Raw genomic sequence first — 18,411 nt, forward strand, 5'->3', positions numbered from 1 at the left:
CTGACAAGCGGTTTTTTATATTTGGAGGAATTATGTTAACCATTGAGGAACAATTAAATAAGCTTAGAGAAGAAACTCTGGCGTCGCTGAAAAAAATTTCAACTGAAAATGAAAAAGAAATGCAGAATCTGCGTGTTTCTGTCCTTGGAAAGAAAGGCTCTTTAACAGAAATTTTAAAAGGTATGAAAGATGTCTCTGCTGATATGCGTCCGATTATCGGGAAACATGTCAATGAAGCACGGGATGTATTGACTGCTGCTTTTGAAGAATCTGCAAAACTATTGGAAGAGCAAAAAGTTGCTAATCAGCTGGCTAGGGAGTCAGTAGATGTAACTCTTCCGGGTCGGAAAATTATTGCTGGGAATCGTCATGTTCTTAGCCAGACAAGTGAAGAAATTGAAGATATTTTTATTGGAATGGGTTATCAAGTTGTAGATGGTTTTGAAGTCGAAACAGACTATTACAACTTTGAGCGGATGAATTTACCAAAAGACCACCCAGCGCGTGATATGCAGGATACTTTCTATATTACAGAAGAAATTTTACTGCGGACTCACACTAGTCCGGTTCAAGCTCGAGCGATGGATGCACATGATTTTTCTAAAGGACCTTTGAAGATGATTTCGCCAGGGCGTGTGTTCCGACGGGATACGGATGATGCAACGCATTCTCATCAATTTCATCAAATTGAAGGTTTAGTTGTCGGAAAAAATATTTCTATGGCAGATCTTCAAGGAACATTGGAGCTCATTGTGCAAAAAATGTTTGGTGAAGAGCGTCAGATCCGTCTGCGTCCATCTTACTTCCCATTCACAGAGCCTTCTGTTGAGGTGGATGTTTCCTGCTTCAAATGCGGTGGTCAAGGGTGCAATGTTTGCAAAAAGACTGGCTGGATTGAAATTATGGGAGCCGGAATGGTGCACCCTCGTGTTCTTGAAATGAGTGGCATTGATCCGGATGTTTATTCTGGTTTTGCCTTTGGCCTTGGGCAAGAACGTGTGGCTATGTTGCGCTACGGAATCAATGACATTCGCGGATTTTATCAAGGAGATGTTCGGTTCTCAGAACAATTTAAATAAATGTATGTTAATAAAAGTAAAAGAAGAACAGGCTGAAGTTCTAAGAGCACTAGAAGTGCAGACTTATCTAGAAACTTTTGGCCCTTACATCAAGGCAGAAGACATGCAAGATTATTTTGCGAATGAGCTCTCACTTGAGCGGATTCAGAAGGATTTGGCACTGGTAGAGTCAGAGACCTATTTTGCGTCAGATGAAACAGAGAAGATTGTTGGTTTTCTCAAATTTAACTGGGGGCAGGAACAGACTGAGCCAGTAGAGGCAGACTATTCAATGAGGAATGCTTTTGAGGTGCATCGCATCTATGTTTTGAAACCGTATCAAGGACAAGGTTTTGGCAAGGAAATGTTTGAATTTGCCCTGCAGGAAGCTATGAAACGAAAATGTTCATGGGTGTGGCTAGGCGTTTGGGAAAAGAATTTTAAGGCCCAAAACTTTTACTTTAAATATGGTTTTGAGCGTTTTAGTGAGCATGAATATGTGACAGGTGAAACGGTTGACATTGATTGGCTCATACGGAAAAAATTAAAATAATTGAGAAAGCGTTGAGCACTGTTTTCGTGTTCTCAATAGCTCTGCGAATTAAAAGAAAGGAAATAAATATGAGGTGAAATTTTTGAGAAAAAGCAAAAAATTCTCAAAGATTTTGATGTACTCATATAGATGAATTATGCTAGTAAGTTATAAATGGTTAAAAGAACTAGTTGACGTAACTGTTCTGAGTGAAGAATTAGCTGAAAAAATGTCAACGACAGGGATTGAAGTAGAAGGGGTTAGCTCTCCTGCTGAGGGATTGTCAAAAATTGTAGTTGGTGAAGTGGTCAGCTGTGAAGATGTGCCTGAGACGCACTTGCATGTATGTCAAGTGAACGTGGGAGAAGAAGCACTTCGACAAATCGTTTGTGGCGCTCCAAATGTACGAGCAGGAATCAAGGTTATGGTAGCTCTTCCCGGAGCTCGTATTGCGGATAATTACAAGATTAAAAAAGGAAAAATCCGCGGTTTAGAATCTCTTGGAATGATTTGTTCTCTTGGAGAATTAGGTATCTCTGACTCGATTGTCCCAAAAGAATTTTCTGAAGGGATTCAAATTTTGCCAGAAGAAGCTGTACCAGGAGATTCCGTTTTTCCTTATCTTGACTTGGATGATGAAATTATTGAGCTTTCTATTACGCCAAACCGTGCGGATGCTCTTTCAATGCGTGGGGTAGCATATGAGGTGGCAGCGATTTATGACAAATCAGTTCATTTTCAAGATTTTCCGTTACTAGAGACAGATAGGCAAGCAGCAGAACAGCTATCTGTTGCTATTGAAACAGAAAAGGTACCTTTTTATGCAGTGCGTATTTTAGAGAATGTTACCATTACTCCAAGTCCGCAGTGGCTTCAAAATCTACTTATGAATGAGGGAATTCGCCCAATCAATAATGTAGTAGATGTGACAAATTATATGTTGCTATATTTTGGTCAACCAATGCACGCCTTTGATTTAGATACTTTCGAAGATAATCAAATTGTCGTACGTGAAGCGCATGCAGGTGAAAAGTTAGTAACTCTTGATGATGAAGAGCGTGATTTAGAAACGAGTGATCTTGTTATTACCGTAGCAGATAAGCCTGTAGCATTGGCTGGTATTATGGGTGGAAGTGAAACGGAAATCTCCCCTAAATCAAGGCGTGTAGTGCTTGAGGCAGCAGTTTTTGATGGAACTTCCATTCGTCAGACGAGTGGGCGTCTCAATCTTCGCTCAGAATCATCCTCTCGTTTTGAAAAAGGAATTAACCTAGCAACAGTAACAGAAGCCCTCGATGCGGCAGCTAGCATGATTGCAGATCTTACAGGAGCAAATGTACAAGCTGGCATCGTTTCAGCAGGTCAAGTGGACACATCGGATGTTGAAGTTGCTTCAACATTGGCAGATGTCAATCGTGTGCTTGGAACAGAATTGACTTATACTGATATTGAAGATGTTTTTCGCCGTCTTGATTTTGGTCTTACTGGTAATGCAGAGAAATTCACAGTGAGTGTACCACCTCGTCGTTGGGATATTCATATTGAAGCTGACCTTTATGAAGAAATTGCACGTATTTATGGTTATGACAGATTGCCGGCAACATTGCCTAAAGATGATGGAACTGCTGGCGAATTAACAGAAACCCAAAAACTTCGTCGCAAAGTTCGTACTGTTGCAGAAGGTGCTGGTCTGACGGAAGTCATCAGCTATGCCCTAACCACTCCTGAAAAAGCTATGCAATTTAGTATGAAGCCAAGTAACTTAACAGAATTGATGTGGCCAATGACAGTAGAACGCAGTGTTCTTCGGCAAAATATGGTAGCTGGTATTTTGGATACTGTTGCTTATAATATTGCACGAAAAAATAAAGATTTAGCGCTGTACGAAATCGGAAAAGTCTTCGAGCAAGCTGGAAATCCAACAGCAGAATTGCCAACTGAAATCAATAGCTTTGCCTTTGCTTTGACAGGTTTGGTATCTGAAAAAGATTTTCAAACTTCTGCTGTACCAGTTGATTTCTTTTATGCAAAAGGAGTTCTGGAAGCACTGTTTGACCGCCTTGGACTGAAAGTAGAATACACAGTGACGCAAGCATTAGCCAGCATGCATCCGGGACGTACAGCAGCCATTTTGCTGGACGGACAAGTTATTGGCTTTGTTGGTCAAGTTCATCCAGTAACTGCTAAGGATTATAATATCCCAGAAACGTATGTAGCAGAAATCAACTTAACAGCTATTGAAAAAGCGGTTCAACCAGCAAAACCATTTGTAGAAATTACTAAATTCCCAGCTGTAACACGTGATATTGCTTTGCTTCTTAAAGCAGAAATCAGCCATAAAGAGGTGGTTGCAGCTATTGAAGCTGCTCGTGTGAAGCGCTTAACAGATATTAAATTGTTTGATGTTTTCTCAGGTGAAAAACTTGGGCTTGGTATGAAGTCCATGGCCTACACTTTGACTTTCCAAAATCCAGAGGATACTTTGGAAGATGAAGAAGTGGCTCGCTATATGGAAAAAATCCAAAAATCTCTTGAAGAAACGATTGGTGCAGAAGTGCGGTAATATTAAAACTAGGAGTGAGACAGAACTAAAAATTTTAGTTCTTAGTCTCACCCCTATTTTTATCTTGTAAATCTTTCTTCTTCAAAAAATATGGTGTATAATAAGGGCAAAGTTTTTTATAAATAAGTTGACATAGGAGAAAATAATGACAGTTTTTGCGAAGCTTTGGAAAGCATTTTCTGACTTGCCAGAAGTGACAGCTATTGCTTTAGGAGGTTCTCGTAGTGGAGAAACTTATGATGAGACTTCGGACTATGATTTATATATTTATTGCACAAGCATTCCAGATGAAAATAGCCGAGAGTCGATTTTAACTAAATATTGTTCTTACATGGAAATGAGTAATCAGTTTTGGGAATTGGAAGATGATTGTACCTTAAATAATGGTGTTGATATTGATATTCTTTACAGGAATATCTGTCATTTTGCAACAGATCTTGAAAATGTTATAGAAAAATACCAAGCCGGGAATGGCTACACTACCTGCTTTTGGCACAATTTAAAAACCTGCAAGATTCTGTATGATGCGGATGGAGAATTAGGTAAATTGCAAGAACGGTTTAACGTTCCCTTTCCTCCGAAATTAAAAGATAATATCATTTCACGAAATTTTAGTTTGTTAACTGGACATTTGCCGTCCTACGATACGCAGATTTTAAAAGCAGCAAAACGAAAAGACTTTGTTAGCGTTAATCATCGTGTTACAGCTTTTTTAGAATCCTATTTTGACATTATTTTTGCAGTTAATGAATTGACCCACCCCGGCGAAAAGAGAATGATGTCGTATGCAAAAGCTCATGCAAGCCTTCTTCCCAATCAATTTGAGAAATCTTTAAATGCCTTATTAATGAGCATCACTGCTAGTCCTGAAATTCTTGAAAAACAATTAAGAGAAATAATTGTAAATTTAGAGGGAATTTTATCATAAAATCGGCTGGAATTGAGTATAAAAAAACGGTTTAAGCCGTTTTTTGTATTTAGTAGATTTTTCTTGAAATCATTATAAAAAGCTCCTTTAGTAGTTTCTTCTGCAGAGAGAGTCAAAAATATTTTGGGCAGTCTTATTGTTTGGTTGTGGCTAGTCATGTTTTTCGGATTGCAGTTTTTTTCTCTCTGACTCATGAATTTTTCCTATTTCTTTAAAATTTTTTCCATGATTGTTTGTTGGGGCTTTAGATCTAAACGTTCATAAAAGCGCAAGGCAGCGACATTATCATTCCATACATCAAGGGTTAAGTTGTAACAGCCAATTTCTTGGGCAAATTCTTCTGCAAAATGGCAGAGCTGCTCACCAATTTTTTGACCACGAGCATTTTATCAACGCAAAGGTCTTCAATAAAAAGCGTTTTGATAGGTGTTTGTGCGAGACTTTGTGGTTCTTTAATGATGCAAAAGAGATGACCTAAGATTTTTCCTTCTTCATTTTCAAAGACAAAGATTGGTGTATTTTCCTGAGACATCAGTGTTTTCAACTGTTCATCGTTGAATTTGCGACCACTCTCTTTGAAAATATCTGGTCGGACTTTATGATGAACAAGCAAGACTTGCTCTAAAAGATGATTGAGTACTGGAATATCGCTTGGGATTGCTTTTCTAATAGGCATAGTGAACTCCTTTTGTGACCGCCGGTCATTTTTATATAAAATATTATATGACTATCAGTCATTTTTGTTAAGAACAAAATTCAAAAAATTTTTGAGTCATATAAAAATAACCTGCTATGAGCGAGTTTTAAGATTGTTTGTACAATATTTATTTTATTAGCTTAAAGTAAGGATGGTTTTTTAAATTTTTAAAAATAGGAATAGTAACAAGACTAATTACGATAAGTTTTATGAGATCTGGTAGGATAAAAGGAATAATTCCAACAGTGATAGCTTTATCTAAGCTAAATCTTGCTAATAACATTAAACCAAGTACGCCGCCGACAAAAACCAGAGCATCTCCGAGTAGATTGGCTAAGAAAATCGTTAAAAAACTGCTATCTTTTGAAATCAGACCAGCTGTTACCAAAGCATAGAACAAGTAAAACCAGAGATAGCCTGCGTTTGGTCCAACAAGTGCCTGCAATCCGCCACTTCCGCCTGCAAAAACAGGGAGTCCAATAGCACCTAAAAGAAGATAAAGTGTAACTGCTAATAGAGCTTCTTTTCGATGAAAAATAGTGGCTATTAAGCCAACTGCCATATTTTGCAGAGCAAAAGGAACTGGACCGATAGGAATGGTAATCTGAGCAAGGACAGTTATCAAAGCTGCACCAATAGCTGGCAGGACAAGTGTAAATGATTTCTTCATTATTGTAACCCTTTACTTTATAATATGGTAACTATTATAAAGTAAATACGAAAAATGTCAAGTAATAAATAAAAAGGTGAAAGCATAAACTGAATTCACCTTTTGTCGAAGTAGTTTAATTATTTTTTGCGGTATATTACTTTTCCTTTATTTTTGTTGCGAAAGTATAATATCAAAAATGCAATTAGTCTAAAGATATTTAAAAAGATAAGTAAAATAGTTACAAGAATTATTTTTACTTTTTTCATAGGAAAATCTCCTAAAATAGGTTTGATATGATCAGAACAAAGATTTACATCTTTATCGACTAAAAAATCAAAGAAAAAAGGGAGGCTGGGACAAAAGTTTTCAACTTCTGAAAGAGTTTCGTGATAAACAAATGACGCAGTAGCTGATTGGACTCTTTCTTCGCTGTTCAAGCTCGCAAGAGTTCCTAATCATCTTTGCGGGGGTGGAACTACGAACTTAAAATTTTTAATTTTGAGTTCTGTCCCACTCCCAGCGGATAAAATGAAGGAATAAGTTATGGAATGAGAAGAAGTTATCGTGTAAACTAAAAGAGTCAGAAATGCAGCCAGCATTTCTGACTCTTGAGATAAGGCTGGAAAAATTTTAAGAGTAAGACATTTATGGGAATTGTTTCCACTCTCAGCGCATGGTAACAAATTCTTCTGATCCAGTAGGATGGATGGCAACGGTCGCATCAAAATCTGCTTTGGTCGCTCCCATTTTAATAGCAACTGCAAACCCTTGAATCATTTCATCAACTCCGTAACCGATTCCGTGGAGACCAATGACTTTCTCATCTGTTCCTGTTGTAATCAGTTTGAACTTAGCTTGTTGTCTGTGTTGGGTGACAGCTGAATACATGGAAGTGAAACCAGAGGTATAAATGTGAAGGTTTTCTGCTCCATATTGTTGAATGGCTTGTTCTTCAGTCAAGCCAACTGTCCCAATTGCTGGGTGAGAGAAGACAACAGTTGGAATGTTAGAATAATCCATTTTAGCTTCAGATTTTCCATTAAATAAGCGCTCTGCTAAGGTACGTCCTGCCTTGATAGCAACAGGGGTTAATTCTTTTTCTCCTGTAACATCTCCTAGGGCATAAATACCTGATGTTGCTGTATTTTGAAATTCATCGACTGTGATAAAGCCACGAGTATCAAGGGTAACACCAGCAGCTTCTAAATTCAACCCTTTGGTATTTGCAGTCCGCCCTGTTGCCCAGATGACGTGTTGGGCGAAGTGGCTCGTTCCGTCCTCAAAAGTGATGCGAAGCAAATCGTTTTCAACTTTTTCAAGCTTTTTTGGTATTTTGTGGGTGTGTAGAGTAGGACCTGATTTCTTCATTTCTTCTACAAGACCTTCTATGATATAAGCATCAAAATTACGGAGAGGACGTTCTCGACGGACAAAGAGATCGGTTTGTACACCTAAAGCATGTAGAAGTCCGGCTAATTCGACTGCAATATAGCCTGCACCAAGAATGGCAACAGACTGCGGGAGTTCTTCCCATGCAAAGACATCGTCAGAAGTTTCACCTAATTCTGCTCCGGGGATTGCTGGAATATGAGGATGAGCACCAGTTGCGATAACAATATGTTTAGCTTGAATGATCTCGCCATTTACTTCAACTGTATGGCGGTCTATGAATTTGGCATGACCTTCAATCACCTCAACTCCATTCCGAGTGAAACTATTATGGTAAGAATGGCGTGCACGGTCAATATATGCTTCGCGATTCTTTCGAAGTGTCCTAAAATTAAATTGCTGATTATCTGAAGTAAATCCATAATCTGGTCCATAGTCTTGAATAGCTTCGGCAATTTGTGCACCATACCACATGATTTTTTTTGGAACGCAACCGACGTTGACACAGGTGCCTCCTAATTTCTTTTCTTCAATAACGGCAGCTTTTGCACCATGTTCTCCAGCACGGTTCATGGTTGCTATTCCTCCGCTACCGCCACCAATGGCGATGATGTCAAATGTTCTCATACGAGTCTCCTTTTTATCTGTAGTATGAAATTATTGTAACGTTTTTAGAAAATGATTGCAAAAATCTGCTACAAAAATTGATAGAAGATTTGACTATTTAATTGTATTATTGTATTATATATTTAATACAAAAAGAATAAAGAATAGAAGATAGAAGAATGATAAAAGAGTAAAGAAATTGTTTGTAAATGTTTTCTTATTTCTAATTGTGTATGTTATAATATAAAAAATAATGGACGATTTTCATCAGGAGGAGAAAGAGATGAAAAAATTGAAGAAATGGCAGTTGTTTAGCCTAATTGGTGTAACTACGGTTGTTATTTTAGGAGCGATAGGTACGATTCTCTTGTTCAATGGTAATAATGTCGCTGATAAAGAGAAAACGATCCAAGTGCAAAAAGTGAGGGAAGGATCAGTTGCTTCGTCTGTCTTATTGTCAGGAAATATTGCAGCTACTAATGAGCAGTACGTCTATTATGATAGTACCAAAGGTGATTTGGATAGTGTTCTTGTAAATGTTGGAGATAAAGTAACAGCTGGTCAAGCTTTGGTACAATACAAGAGTGTGGAAGCACAAGCTGCTTACGATACTGCTGTTCGCGCGTTAAATAAAATCGATCGCCAAATTTATGATTTAAAAACGTATGGAACAACTATTGAAACGACAGGTGATGCAGCTACGGATGATAAAACAACTGCATCTGCACAACGGTCTGTTGATTCCCAACTAAAGGATTTGCAAGACAATCGTGCAGATGCAGAAGCTAATGTCAATAAAGCACAAGCCCAGCTAAATGCGACGACTGTAACGAGTGCAAATGATGGAACCGTAGTAGAAGTAAATCGCGATGTTTCTAAGTCTACAACAGGAGCAAATCAAACACTTGTTCATATTGTTAATAACGGCAACCTTCAAGTAAAAGGGGAGCTATCAGAGTACAATTTAGCAAATCTTTCCGTTGGACAGGAAGTGACGATTACGTCCAAGGTTTATCCAGACAAGAAATGGACTGGAAAAATCAGCTATATCTCCAATTATCCGAAAGACAACCAAAATACAGCAGCAGCTGGTGCAGGGAATGCGAGCTCAGGAGCAAAATATCCATATACAGTTGATATTACAAGTGAAATTGGTGATTTGAAGCAAGGTTTCTCCATTAATATTGAAGTAAAAAATAAGACAAGAGGTATTCTTGTGCCAGTCAGCAGTATCGTTTCTGAAAGCAATAAGAGCTATATTTGGACAATAGAAAAAGGAACTGCGAAAAAAGTTCAAGTGACACTTGGAAATGCAGATGCTAAACATCAAGAAATCTCATCTGGTTTGACAAAAGATAGTAAAGTTATCACCAATCCGACAGATAGCTTGAAAGATGGTCAAGAGGTGAAATCATATGAAGAAACTCATTGATTTAAAAAATGTGAATAAAAGTTATCGCAATGGAGATCAAGAACTTCAGGTCTTGAAAGATATTCATTTGGCTGTTGAAGAAGGTGAGTTTGTTGCAATTATGGGGCCTTCTGGTTCAGGTAAGTCAACGCTAATGAATATCATTGGTATGCTCGATAGACCAACGAGTGGAGAGTATTATTTAGAAGGAGAAGAAGTCGCCGAACTAGGTGAAAAGAAGTTAGCAAAAGTCCGCAATCAGCAGATTGGCTTTGTGTTTCAACAATTATTCTTGTTGTCAAAATTAAATGCTCTTCAAAATGTAGAACTTCCTTTGATTTATGCCGGAGTTTCTCAATTCAAACGAAAAGCTTTAGCAGAGCAATACCTAAAAAAAGTTGAGCTAGAAACGCGTATGCACCATTTACCGTCAGAACTTTCTGGCGGTCAAAAACAGAGGGTAGCCATTGCGCGTGCCTTAGTTAATCATCCTTCCATTATCTTAGCAGATGAACCAACCGGTGCTTTGGATACCAAGACAGGTGAGCAAATTATGGAATTGCTGACGGAGCTAAACCGTGAAGGGAAAACGATTATCATGGTCACTCATGAACCAGAAATTGCAGCCTTTGCAAAGCGCCAAATTGTCATTCGTGATGGTGTCATTTCATCGGATACTAAGAAAGGAGAAGCATGATGCAGAATTGGAAATTTGCAATTAACTCCATTATGGGGCATAAAATGCGTTCTTTCTTAACGATGTTGGGCATTATTATTGGTGTTATGTCTGTCATGGTGATTGTGGCTCTAGGAAGTGGTATGTCAAAAGCTTTCACAGATGTCTTAGGTGGCGCTCAGCAAGATGTCTCCATATTTTATTCACATAAAAGAAGTAAAAATGGAGATGGGGTTAGAAGTTATCAAGAAATGCGTGAAGATGCTGACAGTGGAAATAGCGATGAGACGGTTTCGACTGAAGTAGAGCCCGAAATCAAAGAAGCTTGGGTCAAACAAGCAGTGAATGAGATTAGCGGGATTGATAACTATTATGTCACAAATAACACAACTGCTACGGTAAATTATGGTAAGAAAAAAGCGGATAAGATTCCTATAATAGGTATTAATTCAACTTATTTTACAGTAAAGAAATTTCAAATCGTTGCAGGTCGGATTCTGACAGCAAATGATTATCAAACATTTGCAAGAGTTGTTTTGATAGATACAAAATTGGCTGATATTCTTTTTGGAGGTGCAGACAAAGCACTCAATCAGATTGTTCAGCTAGAAAATAATAACTACCGTGTAATTGGTGTTTATAAAGATCCAAATGAAACACGAAATCGTTTAGCCAATATGAACAACGGAAATTTGCTAATGGCTAACACCCAGTTGGCGGTGGAATACAATGCTGCCGAGATTATGAATGTCGTGGTGCACGTCAAAAAATTAGATAATGTATTGAAAGATGGAAGTGCAGCAGCGCGTTTGATGACAAAGTTGTCTGGCGTGAAAGAAGGCGAGTACCAAATGTTGGACCAAGCTGGTCAATTGGCTTCTATTCAAAGCCAGATTGCTATTGTACAAATAGTTTTTGGTGCAATTGCAGGAATCGCCCTCCTGGTTGGCGGTATCGGTGTGATGAATATCATGCTTGTATCGGTGACAGAACGCACCCGCGAAATCGGTCTTCGAAAAGCGCTTGGAGCAACTCGTGGAAATATCTTGATGCAATTTGTCATTGAGTCAATGGTGTTGACTGCAATCGGTGGTCTGATTGGGCTTGCTTTAGCAGCTCTTATCGTAGCCTCTATTGGTCATAACTTAGATTCATTTTTCGGAGCTCCTCCTACTATTACAACAGTATCTGCTGTTGGAAGTGTCTTTTTTTCAGCGACTATCGGGATTATTTTCGGGATTTTGCCAGCTAATAAGGCGTCCAAATTGGATCCGATTGAATCCTTACGTTATGAATAAACGGATAATCTTCACAGTGTAAGAAAGAATGTTTTATAAAAAAACTCCAACAACTACTCATCTTTTAGTGAGTTACTTGTTGGAGTTTTTATGGTATATAAGCTAGTTTAGTGTGATACACGTTTACGAGCTGCTTTTTTGCGATTTTCTTCGATGAAAGCTGCTTTCTTTTCTTCTGGTTCAATCACTTTTTTCTTAAATGTATAAACTGCACCTGCAACAGCAGCAACAGTACCAGCAACCCCAGTAACAACCCCTTTAACAAATCCTTTAGCCATTAGATTTCTCCTTTTTTGAACTTTATTTATGTTATAATATATAGTAACGAAAAATTAAATTTTTTTCAAGGGAAAAGATGAAAACAAAGGTAATTGTGATTATAGGCCCTACAGCAGTAGGAAAGACAGCTCTTAGTGTAGAAATTGCAAAACGTTTTAATGGTGAGATTATTAGCGGTGATAGCCAGCAAGTCTATAAAAAACTGGATATAGGAACGGCTAAAATCACTCCAGAAGAGCAAGAGGGGATTCCTCATTATTTGATAGATGTGCGAGAAGTGAGTGAAGCTTATTCAGCTTTTGATTTTGTAAAGGAGGCAGAAACTGCTATTAAAACGATTTTAGCAAAAGGAAAAATACCTATCATTGTGGGAGGAACAGGACTTTATATTCAAAGTCTACTGGAAGGTTATCATTTGGGTGGTTCAGCTTCTCGTGAGGATATTTTAGCCTATCGATCAGAGTTAGATATTTTAACAGATGAGGAATTGTTTAGCACAATAGCAAAGCTAGGATTGACTATTCCCCAGATTAACCGTAGGAGAGCTATGCGAACATTAGAAATTGCTCATTTGGGGAAGGACCTTGAAAACAAACAGTCTGATTATGATGCCCTGCTAATTTGTCTAGATGATGCCCGAGAAGTTCTCTATGAGCGTATCAATCAGCGAGTGGATCTAATGTTGAAGGCTGGGCTTTTAGAAGAGGCAAAGTGGCTTTATGATTATTATCCGCATGTTCAAGCTAGTAAGGGAATTGGCTACAAGGAACTTTTTCCTTACTTTGCTGGGGAGCTGACCTTGGAGGAAGCTACGGATAAAATCAAGCAACATACTCGTCGCTTTGCCAAACGCCAGCTAACTTGGTTTCGCAACCGTATGAATGCAGCCTTTTATCAGGTTTCAAAACCGAAGGACAAAGAGCGGATGATGCAGGATATAAAGGAATTTATGAATGATTGAAACAGAAAAACAGCAGGAACGAGTCATCCTTATCGGAGTAGAATTGCAGGGAATAGATAATTTCTCCCTGTCTATGGAAGAATTAGCCAGTCTAGCCAGAACTGCTGGTGCTCAAGTGGTGTCCTCTTACATTCAGAAACGAGAAAAGTATGATAGCAAGACTTTTATTGGTGCTGGAAAATTAGAAGAAATAAAACACATGGTAGAGGCAGATGAGATCTCCACCGTAATTGTCAATAATCGTTTGACACCTCGTCAGAATATCAATTTGGAAGAGATTCTAGGGGTCAAGGTTATTGATCGTATGCAGTTAATTTTGGATATTTTTGCTATGCGGGCTAGGAGTCATGAAGGGAAGCTTCAAGTGCATTTGGCTCAGCTCAAGTACTTATTGCCGCGACTGGTTGGACAGGGTATTATGCTTAGCCGTCAGGCTGGGGGAATTGGTTCTCGTGGCCCCGGTGAAAGTCAGTTAGAACTCAATCGTCGTAGTTTTCGTAATCAGATTCATGATATTGAGCGACAACTCAAAATTGTAGAAAAAAATCGAGCAACTGTGCGGGAAAAACGTTTGGATTCTAGTGTTTTTAAAATCGGTCTGATTGGTTATACTAATGCTGGGAAGTCCACTATTATGAATGCCTTGACGAACAAGAATCAATATGAGGCAGACGAGCTTTTTGCCACTTTAGATGCGACAACTAAAGGTGCTAATCTGACGGGGAGGCTGAATGTAACATTGACGGATACGGTTGGTTTTATTCAGGATTTGCCGACTGAGTTAATATCTAGCTTCAAATCGACCTTAGAAGAGAGCAAAAATGTGGATCTTTTGGTTCATGTGATTGATGCCAGTGATCCGAATCACGAGGAACATGAAAAAACGGTCTTGGCAATTATGAAAGACTTGGATATGCTAGATATTCCTCGCTTGACCCTTTATAATAAAGCTGACAAAGCAGGAAATTTTCTTCCAACTTTAACTCCCTATGTCTTGATTTCGGCAAAGATGGAAAATAGCAGAGCAGTCTTACAAGAAGCTCTGTTGGATAAGATGCGAGAATTATTTGTTCCTTTTTGTATCAAGGTTGGCTCTGGCAAGGCCTATAAGTTGTATGAATTAGAAAGTCTAGCAATTATCGATAAGAGAGAGTATGTGGAAGAAAGTGAAATGATTTCTGGCTATATAGCAGAAAAAAATAAATGGAGACTAGAAGAATTTTATGACTGATTATATCAATTTAGCGCTTAAATACGGTGGCTTTACGAGTTTAGATCGTATTTATCTAGAAAAAATTTTGGATAAGCTGTCCAATTCGCAAAAGTTGACTTTTATCACACCGCCACCTAGTGTAATCAATGCGTATTTTTCTGAACTCTACCAAAAAAAGAGTCCAGAGGCAGCAACGGATTATTTTTTAGAATTGAGTAAGGAATTATCACTTTTTAACAGCTCTCCTAATTTTGAGGAGGAAAAGCCTTTTATCCGACTGAATCTTTCAGGTAAATCATATGGTTTTTGTTTTGAAAACGAAGATGGAATTGGATTAATTTTTCCAGAAATTCCAGAGGTGATTGAGCAGGATTTACTCTTTGAAATTGCTCAGCTTTTCCCTCATTATCTAGTTTATGAAGATGGAAAAGTTATTCGGATGATACCGGCTGCTCCTGAAGAAATTGTGCAAAAGCAGGCGCTTTCCGCTCTAACTGACTGCTATGAATTGGCGGATGGGCGGATAAAACTGGAAGGCTATAATCAGGAAGAGTTAAGTCAGCTGGCTCAAACCTATTCCGGTCAGCTTTATTATCGTTCTCAGAATCGCTCTGCGATGATTTATATTAATAAAAAATAGAAAGAAAAAGATGCAACTACAATTTTTAGGTACAGGAGCTGGTCAGCCTTCTAAGGCTCGTAATGTTTCTAGTCTGGTTTTGAAACTATTGGATGAAATCAATGAAATTTGGATGTTTGATTGTGGTGAAGGAACCCAGAATCGCATTTTAGAGACGACGATTCGTCCCAGAAAGATTAGAAAGATTTTTATCACTCATTTGCATGGGGATCATATTTTTGGTCTACCGGGTTTTTTATCCACTCGATCATTTCAAGCTAATGAAGAGCAAACAGATATTGAAATATATGGACCGGTCGGCATTAAAAGTTTTGTCATGACGAGTCTTCGTGTGTCGGGGTCGCGCCTGCCTTATCGGATTCATTTTCATGAATTTGACGAAAAATACTTAGGGAAAATTTTAGAAACTGATAAATTTACAGTTTATGCCGAGAAGCTAGACCACAGTATTTTCTGTGTAGGCTATCGTGTTATGCAGAAGGATTTGGAAGGTACATTGGATGCTGAGAAATTGAAAGTCGCAGGTGTTCCTTTTGGTCCTCTCTTTGGTAAGGTAAAAAATGGGGAAGACGTAGTGCTAGAAGATGGGACGAAAATTATAGCAGCAGATTACATTTCAGCTCCGCGACCTGGCAAGATCATTACTATTCTGGGAGATACGCGTAAAACGCATGCCAGTGTGCGGCTTGCTGTCAATGCAGACGTCTTGGTACATGAGTCCACTTATGGCAAAGGAGATGAGAAAATCGCTCGCAATCACGGTCACTCTACCAATCTACAAGCAGCAGAAGTTGCTAAAGAGGCTGGTGTTAAGCGTCTCCTGCTCAACCATATCAGCGCGCGTTTTCTATCAAAGGATATTGGTCAAATGCGTAGAGATGCCAGTTCTGTTTTTGAAAATGTCCACTTGGTCAAGGATTTAGAAGAGGTGGAATTATAAAATTCTGCCAAGCTAGCTCTTGAAATTTGCAAGAAAGAGGCAATGATGAATCTATTATTTGTTAGACATGGAAAAGATTCTGACCAACATAGAGGAGGATGGAGTCAACTTGATTTGCTTTCTGAGGGAAAAAGGGAAGCAGAAACATTGGCAAATTACTTAGCTCAACACAAAGAAAACTATCACTTTACAAAAGTGATTACGAGTGATTTGAAAAGAGCTGAGACGACTGCAATGATTTTAGCAGAGAAGCTTCAGCTGCCATTGGAGAAAGTAAGAGACTTACGCGAAACAAATAATGGCGATTTGGCAGGAATGTTAAATAGCGAGGCTGATCAAAAATTTCCTTATCTTTATTTTAGAAGTCTTGCAATGGACGAGCATTATCCAAATGGAGAAAGCCCGATAGAATTTTATCAACGGATAAAAACTTGGTTTGAACTTTTTTTGAAGGAAAATCATAACTCAGATGAGACACAAATTGTGGTTACACATGGTGGAGTGATAAACATTATCTATCATTTGGTGAACCAGATAGAATGGACGAATAAGAGTCGGCTTTTTCTTGTGAAACATTGCAGCATTAGTTTATTGAATACAGAAACGCTTGTTTTTGAGATTGAAAACCAAACGGATTTTTTGAAAGAAAAGTAAGGAGAACACATGCGAACAATCGTTATCACAGGAGCCAGTGGCGGTGTGGCTCAGGAAATGGTGAAGCTGTTGCCAAATGATCAGCTGATTTTAGTAGGACGCAGTCGGGAAAAATTAGTAAAGCTTTATTCAAATCATGCACATTGCGAATTCGTTGAGTTGGATATTACGAATGACCAATTTTTAGAAACCTTTACTAAAGAATTATACTGTAAGTATGCACAGGTAGATGTTCTCGTTAACAATGCTGGTTATGGGATTTTTGAAGAATTTGACAAGATTAGCAATGATGTAATTCATGCTATGTTTGAGGTGAATACGTTTGCTCTTATGAATCTATCTCGTCTCTTTGGGGAGAGAATGAAGCAAGCGGGTCATGGGCATATTGTCAATATTGTTAGTACAGCTGGGTTGATTGCTAGTGCTAAATCTAGTCTCTACTCAGCCACTAAATTTGCTGGAATTGGTTTTTCCAATGCTTTGCGTTTAGAGTTGATGCCTTACAATGTCTATGTGACGACGGTTAATCCAGGACCGATTAAGACGGCTTTCTTTGACAAAGCTGACCCCGATGGTAGTTATGTTAAGGCGGTTGATAAATACATTTTAGAAGCAGATACTGTTGCTAAGCAGATTGTGAACAATTTTGGGAAAAAGAAGCGAGAGTTGATCATGCCTTTCACACTGAAGGCGGCTCACAAGCTCTATACGCTTTTTCCTAACTTTGGTGACAGACTAGCTAGTAAAATGTTCAATTATAAGTAGGAGACGTTTATGGACGTGGCAGCTTACAAGGAATTTTTAAATCAACCATGGGGGAAGCTTTATTATGAGATTCTATTTGCTCAGTTAGCACATATAAAAAATAAAAAGGTATTAGATTTTGGGAGTGGTTTTGGTTTGGTGGCGGATTTTTTGGCACAAAACAATCAGGTAATAGCTATAGAACCAAATGACGAGATGATTGCAGAACGTCAGCAGAATTTCCATTATCAGCAACTACAAGGCAGTCTAGAAATGTTGAAAGATATTCCAAATGCTCATTTTGACCTCATTATCTGCCATAATGTTCTGGAGTATGTGGATACTCCAGCTCTTTATCTAGCTGAATTTAGTAGATTGTTGAAAAAAGGTGGACAAATTTCGCTCGTTAAGCACAATGAAGTGGGGCGAATTATGCAGACAGTAGTGTTTGCAAATGATACGAATTTAGCGTTAGATTTATTATCAGGGCAGTCTTATCAATCGCATACAATGGGACAAGCAACCTATTATGATTTAGCAGACTTATTACAAAAGGTCACGTCTGAATTGACTGTTCAGAATTATCAAGGAATTCGAATTTTTTATGGCTTGCAAGACAATGCAGTTAAAACAGCAGTCACTTGGCAGGAAAAGATGTTGAAGATAGAGCTTGCAGTTTGCCAACAGTCTCCTTATCGTGATATTGCTGCTTTTCAACATATTTGGCTGCAAAAAGGATTCAAGAATGATTCATTATGTTGAAAATAAACAAATAACTGTTGAGGAATTGCTTCTGCTTTATCAATCTGTTGGTTGGAGTAACTATACGGATTATCCAGAGCGACTAGAGCAGGCCTTTCAAAATTCTCTTTACACTGTGGCAGCGTATGACAATGACTGTCTTGTCGGTCTTCTTAGAGCAGTAGGAGATGGAGCTTCTGTTCTTTTTATCCAAGACCTACTGGTTCTACCAAATTATCAGAGACAAGGCATCGGACGTAAACTCTTACAGACTACTTTGGAAGAATGGTCAGATGTTTATCAGATTGAGTTAGTGATAGATCAATCTGATAAGACGCTATCTCTTTATCAATGCCTTGGATTTCGAAAACTGTCTGATTCGAATTGTACAGGTTTGATTTATGTAGGATAACCTAAAATGCTATATGT

19 protein-coding genes and 1 pseudogene are annotated in these 18,411 nt (G+C 38.4%); 15 read left to right on the forward strand and 5 right to left on the reverse strand.

Features of this window, described 5'->3' with window-relative positions; translation table 11 throughout:
• Positions 1-32 precede the first annotated feature (32 nt).
• The 4 genes from pheS to H8787_RS04685 all read left to right on the forward strand — a co-directional run bounded on the left by pheS (position 33) and on the right by H8787_RS04685 (position 5,081).
• The gene (gene pheS / locus H8787_RS04670; protein WP_187328331.1) at positions 33-1,079 is read left to right on the forward strand and encodes a phenylalanine--tRNA ligase subunit alpha; all 1,047 of its coding nucleotides are present in this window, start codon (positions 33-35) and stop codon (positions 1,077-1,079) included.
• 4 nt (positions 1,080-1,083) lie between these two features.
• Positions 1,084-1,611, forward strand: a complete 528-nt coding sequence (locus H8787_RS04675) for a GNAT family N-acetyltransferase (protein WP_187328332.1) — start codon at positions 1,084-1,086, stop codon at positions 1,609-1,611.
• Between the two features lie 136 nt (positions 1,612-1,747).
• Complete coding sequence (gene pheT / locus H8787_RS04680) at positions 1,748-4,153, forward strand: phenylalanine--tRNA ligase subunit beta (RefSeq protein WP_187328333.1); 2,406 nt, start codon at positions 1,748-1,750, stop codon at positions 4,151-4,153.
• A 145-nt stretch (positions 4,154-4,298) separates the two neighbouring features.
• Positions 4,299-5,081: a nucleotidyltransferase domain-containing protein gene (locus H8787_RS04685; protein WP_006267479.1), complete on the forward strand. Its 783-nt coding sequence runs from the start codon at positions 4,299-4,301 to the stop codon at positions 5,079-5,081.
• A 203-nt stretch (positions 5,082-5,284) separates the two neighbouring features.
• On the opposite strand, the pseudogene H8787_RS04690 reads toward H8787_RS04685, so the two are convergent.
• The 4 genes and pseudogenes from H8787_RS04690 to gorA form a co-directional block, all read right to left on the reverse strand.
• Positions 5,285-5,757: pseudogene (locus tag H8787_RS04690) on the reverse strand (GNAT family N-acetyltransferase).
• A gap of 148 nt (positions 5,758-5,905) precedes the next feature.
• Positions 5,906-6,448: a biotin transporter BioY gene (locus H8787_RS04695; RefSeq protein WP_003069700.1), complete on the reverse strand. Its 543-nt coding sequence runs from the start codon at positions 6,446-6,448 to the stop codon at positions 5,906-5,908.
• A gap of 119 nt (positions 6,449-6,567) precedes the next feature.
• Positions 6,568-6,867: a hypothetical protein gene (locus tag H8787_RS04700; RefSeq protein WP_187328386.1), complete on the reverse strand. Its 300-nt coding sequence runs from the start codon at positions 6,865-6,867 to the stop codon at positions 6,568-6,570.
• 229 nt (positions 6,868-7,096) lie between these two features.
• On the reverse strand, positions 7,097-8,446 hold the full coding sequence (gorA, locus tag H8787_RS04705) for a glutathione-disulfide reductase (protein WP_187328334.1): 1,350 nt from the start codon (positions 8,444-8,446) through the stop codon (positions 7,097-7,099).
• Between the two features lie 262 nt (positions 8,447-8,708).
• Between gorA and H8787_RS04710 the strand changes: the two genes are divergently transcribed.
• From H8787_RS04710 to H8787_RS04720, 3 genes are read left to right on the forward strand one after another with little or no spacing between them, the layout of a single operon-like run.
• Positions 8,709-9,857, forward strand: coding sequence for an efflux RND transporter periplasmic adaptor subunit (locus H8787_RS04710; protein ID WP_003069696.1), 1,149 nt, complete (start codon positions 8,709-8,711; stop codon positions 9,855-9,857).
• On the forward strand, positions 9,841-10,533 hold the full coding sequence (locus tag H8787_RS04715; protein WP_187328335.1) for an ABC transporter ATP-binding protein: 693 nt from the start codon (positions 9,841-9,843) through the stop codon (positions 10,531-10,533). Before H8787_RS04710 ends, H8787_RS04715 begins: the two co-directional genes overlap by 17 nt.
• On the forward strand, positions 10,533-11,810 hold the full coding sequence (locus H8787_RS04720) for an ABC transporter permease (protein ID WP_039676945.1): 1,278 nt from the start codon (positions 10,533-10,535) through the stop codon (positions 11,808-11,810). Before H8787_RS04715 ends, H8787_RS04720 begins: the two co-directional genes overlap by 1 nt.
• A 107-nt stretch (positions 11,811-11,917) precedes the next feature.
• On the opposite strand, the gene H8787_RS04725 is transcribed toward H8787_RS04720, so the two are convergent.
• Complete coding sequence (locus H8787_RS04725; protein WP_003024081.1) at positions 11,918-12,088, reverse strand: DUF3042 family protein; 171 nt, start codon at positions 12,086-12,088, stop codon at positions 11,918-11,920.
• 77 nt (positions 12,089-12,165) lie between these two features.
• Here H8787_RS04725 and miaA point away from each other — a divergent pair, with 77 nt between their 5' ends.
• From miaA to H8787_RS04765, 8 genes are read left to right on the forward strand one after another with little or no spacing between them, the layout of a single operon-like run.
• A complete protein-coding gene (miaA, locus tag H8787_RS04730) occupies positions 12,166-13,050 on the forward strand; it encodes a tRNA (adenosine(37)-N6)-dimethylallyltransferase MiaA (RefSeq protein ID WP_049476675.1) in 885 nt (294 codons plus the stop codon).
• Entirely contained in the window at positions 13,043-14,281 is a 1,239-nt protein-coding gene (gene hflX, locus H8787_RS04735; protein ID WP_187328336.1) for a GTPase HflX, read from the forward strand. Before miaA ends, hflX begins: the two co-directional genes overlap by 8 nt.
• Positions 14,274-14,903: a cystathionine beta-lyase gene (locus H8787_RS04740; RefSeq protein WP_187328337.1), complete on the forward strand. Its 630-nt coding sequence runs from the start codon at positions 14,274-14,276 to the stop codon at positions 14,901-14,903. The genes hflX and H8787_RS04740 overlap by 8 nt, the downstream gene beginning before the upstream one ends.
• A gap of 10 nt (positions 14,904-14,913) precedes the next feature.
• On the forward strand, positions 14,914-15,843 hold the full coding sequence (gene rnz, locus H8787_RS04745; RefSeq protein WP_187328338.1) for a ribonuclease Z: 930 nt from the start codon (positions 14,914-14,916) through the stop codon (positions 15,841-15,843).
• A gap of 45 nt (positions 15,844-15,888) precedes the next feature.
• Positions 15,889-16,497, forward strand: a complete 609-nt coding sequence (locus tag H8787_RS04750) for a histidine phosphatase family protein (RefSeq protein ID WP_187328367.1) — start codon at positions 15,889-15,891, stop codon at positions 16,495-16,497.
• A 9-nt stretch (positions 16,498-16,506) separates the two neighbouring features.
• Positions 16,507-17,262 (forward strand): SDR family NAD(P)-dependent oxidoreductase, encoded by a 756-nt coding sequence (locus tag H8787_RS04755; protein WP_187328339.1) that lies wholly within the window; start codon positions 16,507-16,509, stop codon positions 17,260-17,262.
• 9 nt (positions 17,263-17,271) lie between these two features.
• Positions 17,272-18,003, forward strand: a complete 732-nt coding sequence (locus H8787_RS04760) for a class I SAM-dependent methyltransferase (RefSeq protein ID WP_187328340.1) — start codon at positions 17,272-17,274, stop codon at positions 18,001-18,003.
• On the forward strand, positions 17,987-18,394 hold the full coding sequence (locus H8787_RS04765) for a GNAT family N-acetyltransferase (protein WP_049476679.1): 408 nt from the start codon (positions 17,987-17,989) through the stop codon (positions 18,392-18,394). The genes H8787_RS04760 and H8787_RS04765 overlap by 17 nt, the downstream gene beginning before the upstream one ends.
• The last annotated feature ends 17 nt before the right edge of the window (positions 18,395-18,411 follow it).

Origin of the sequence: Streptococcus sp. NSJ-72 (assembly GCF_014334035.1) — a bacterium.
Lineage (GTDB): Bacteria > Bacillota > Bacilli > Lactobacillales > Streptococcaceae > Streptococcus > Streptococcus constellatus.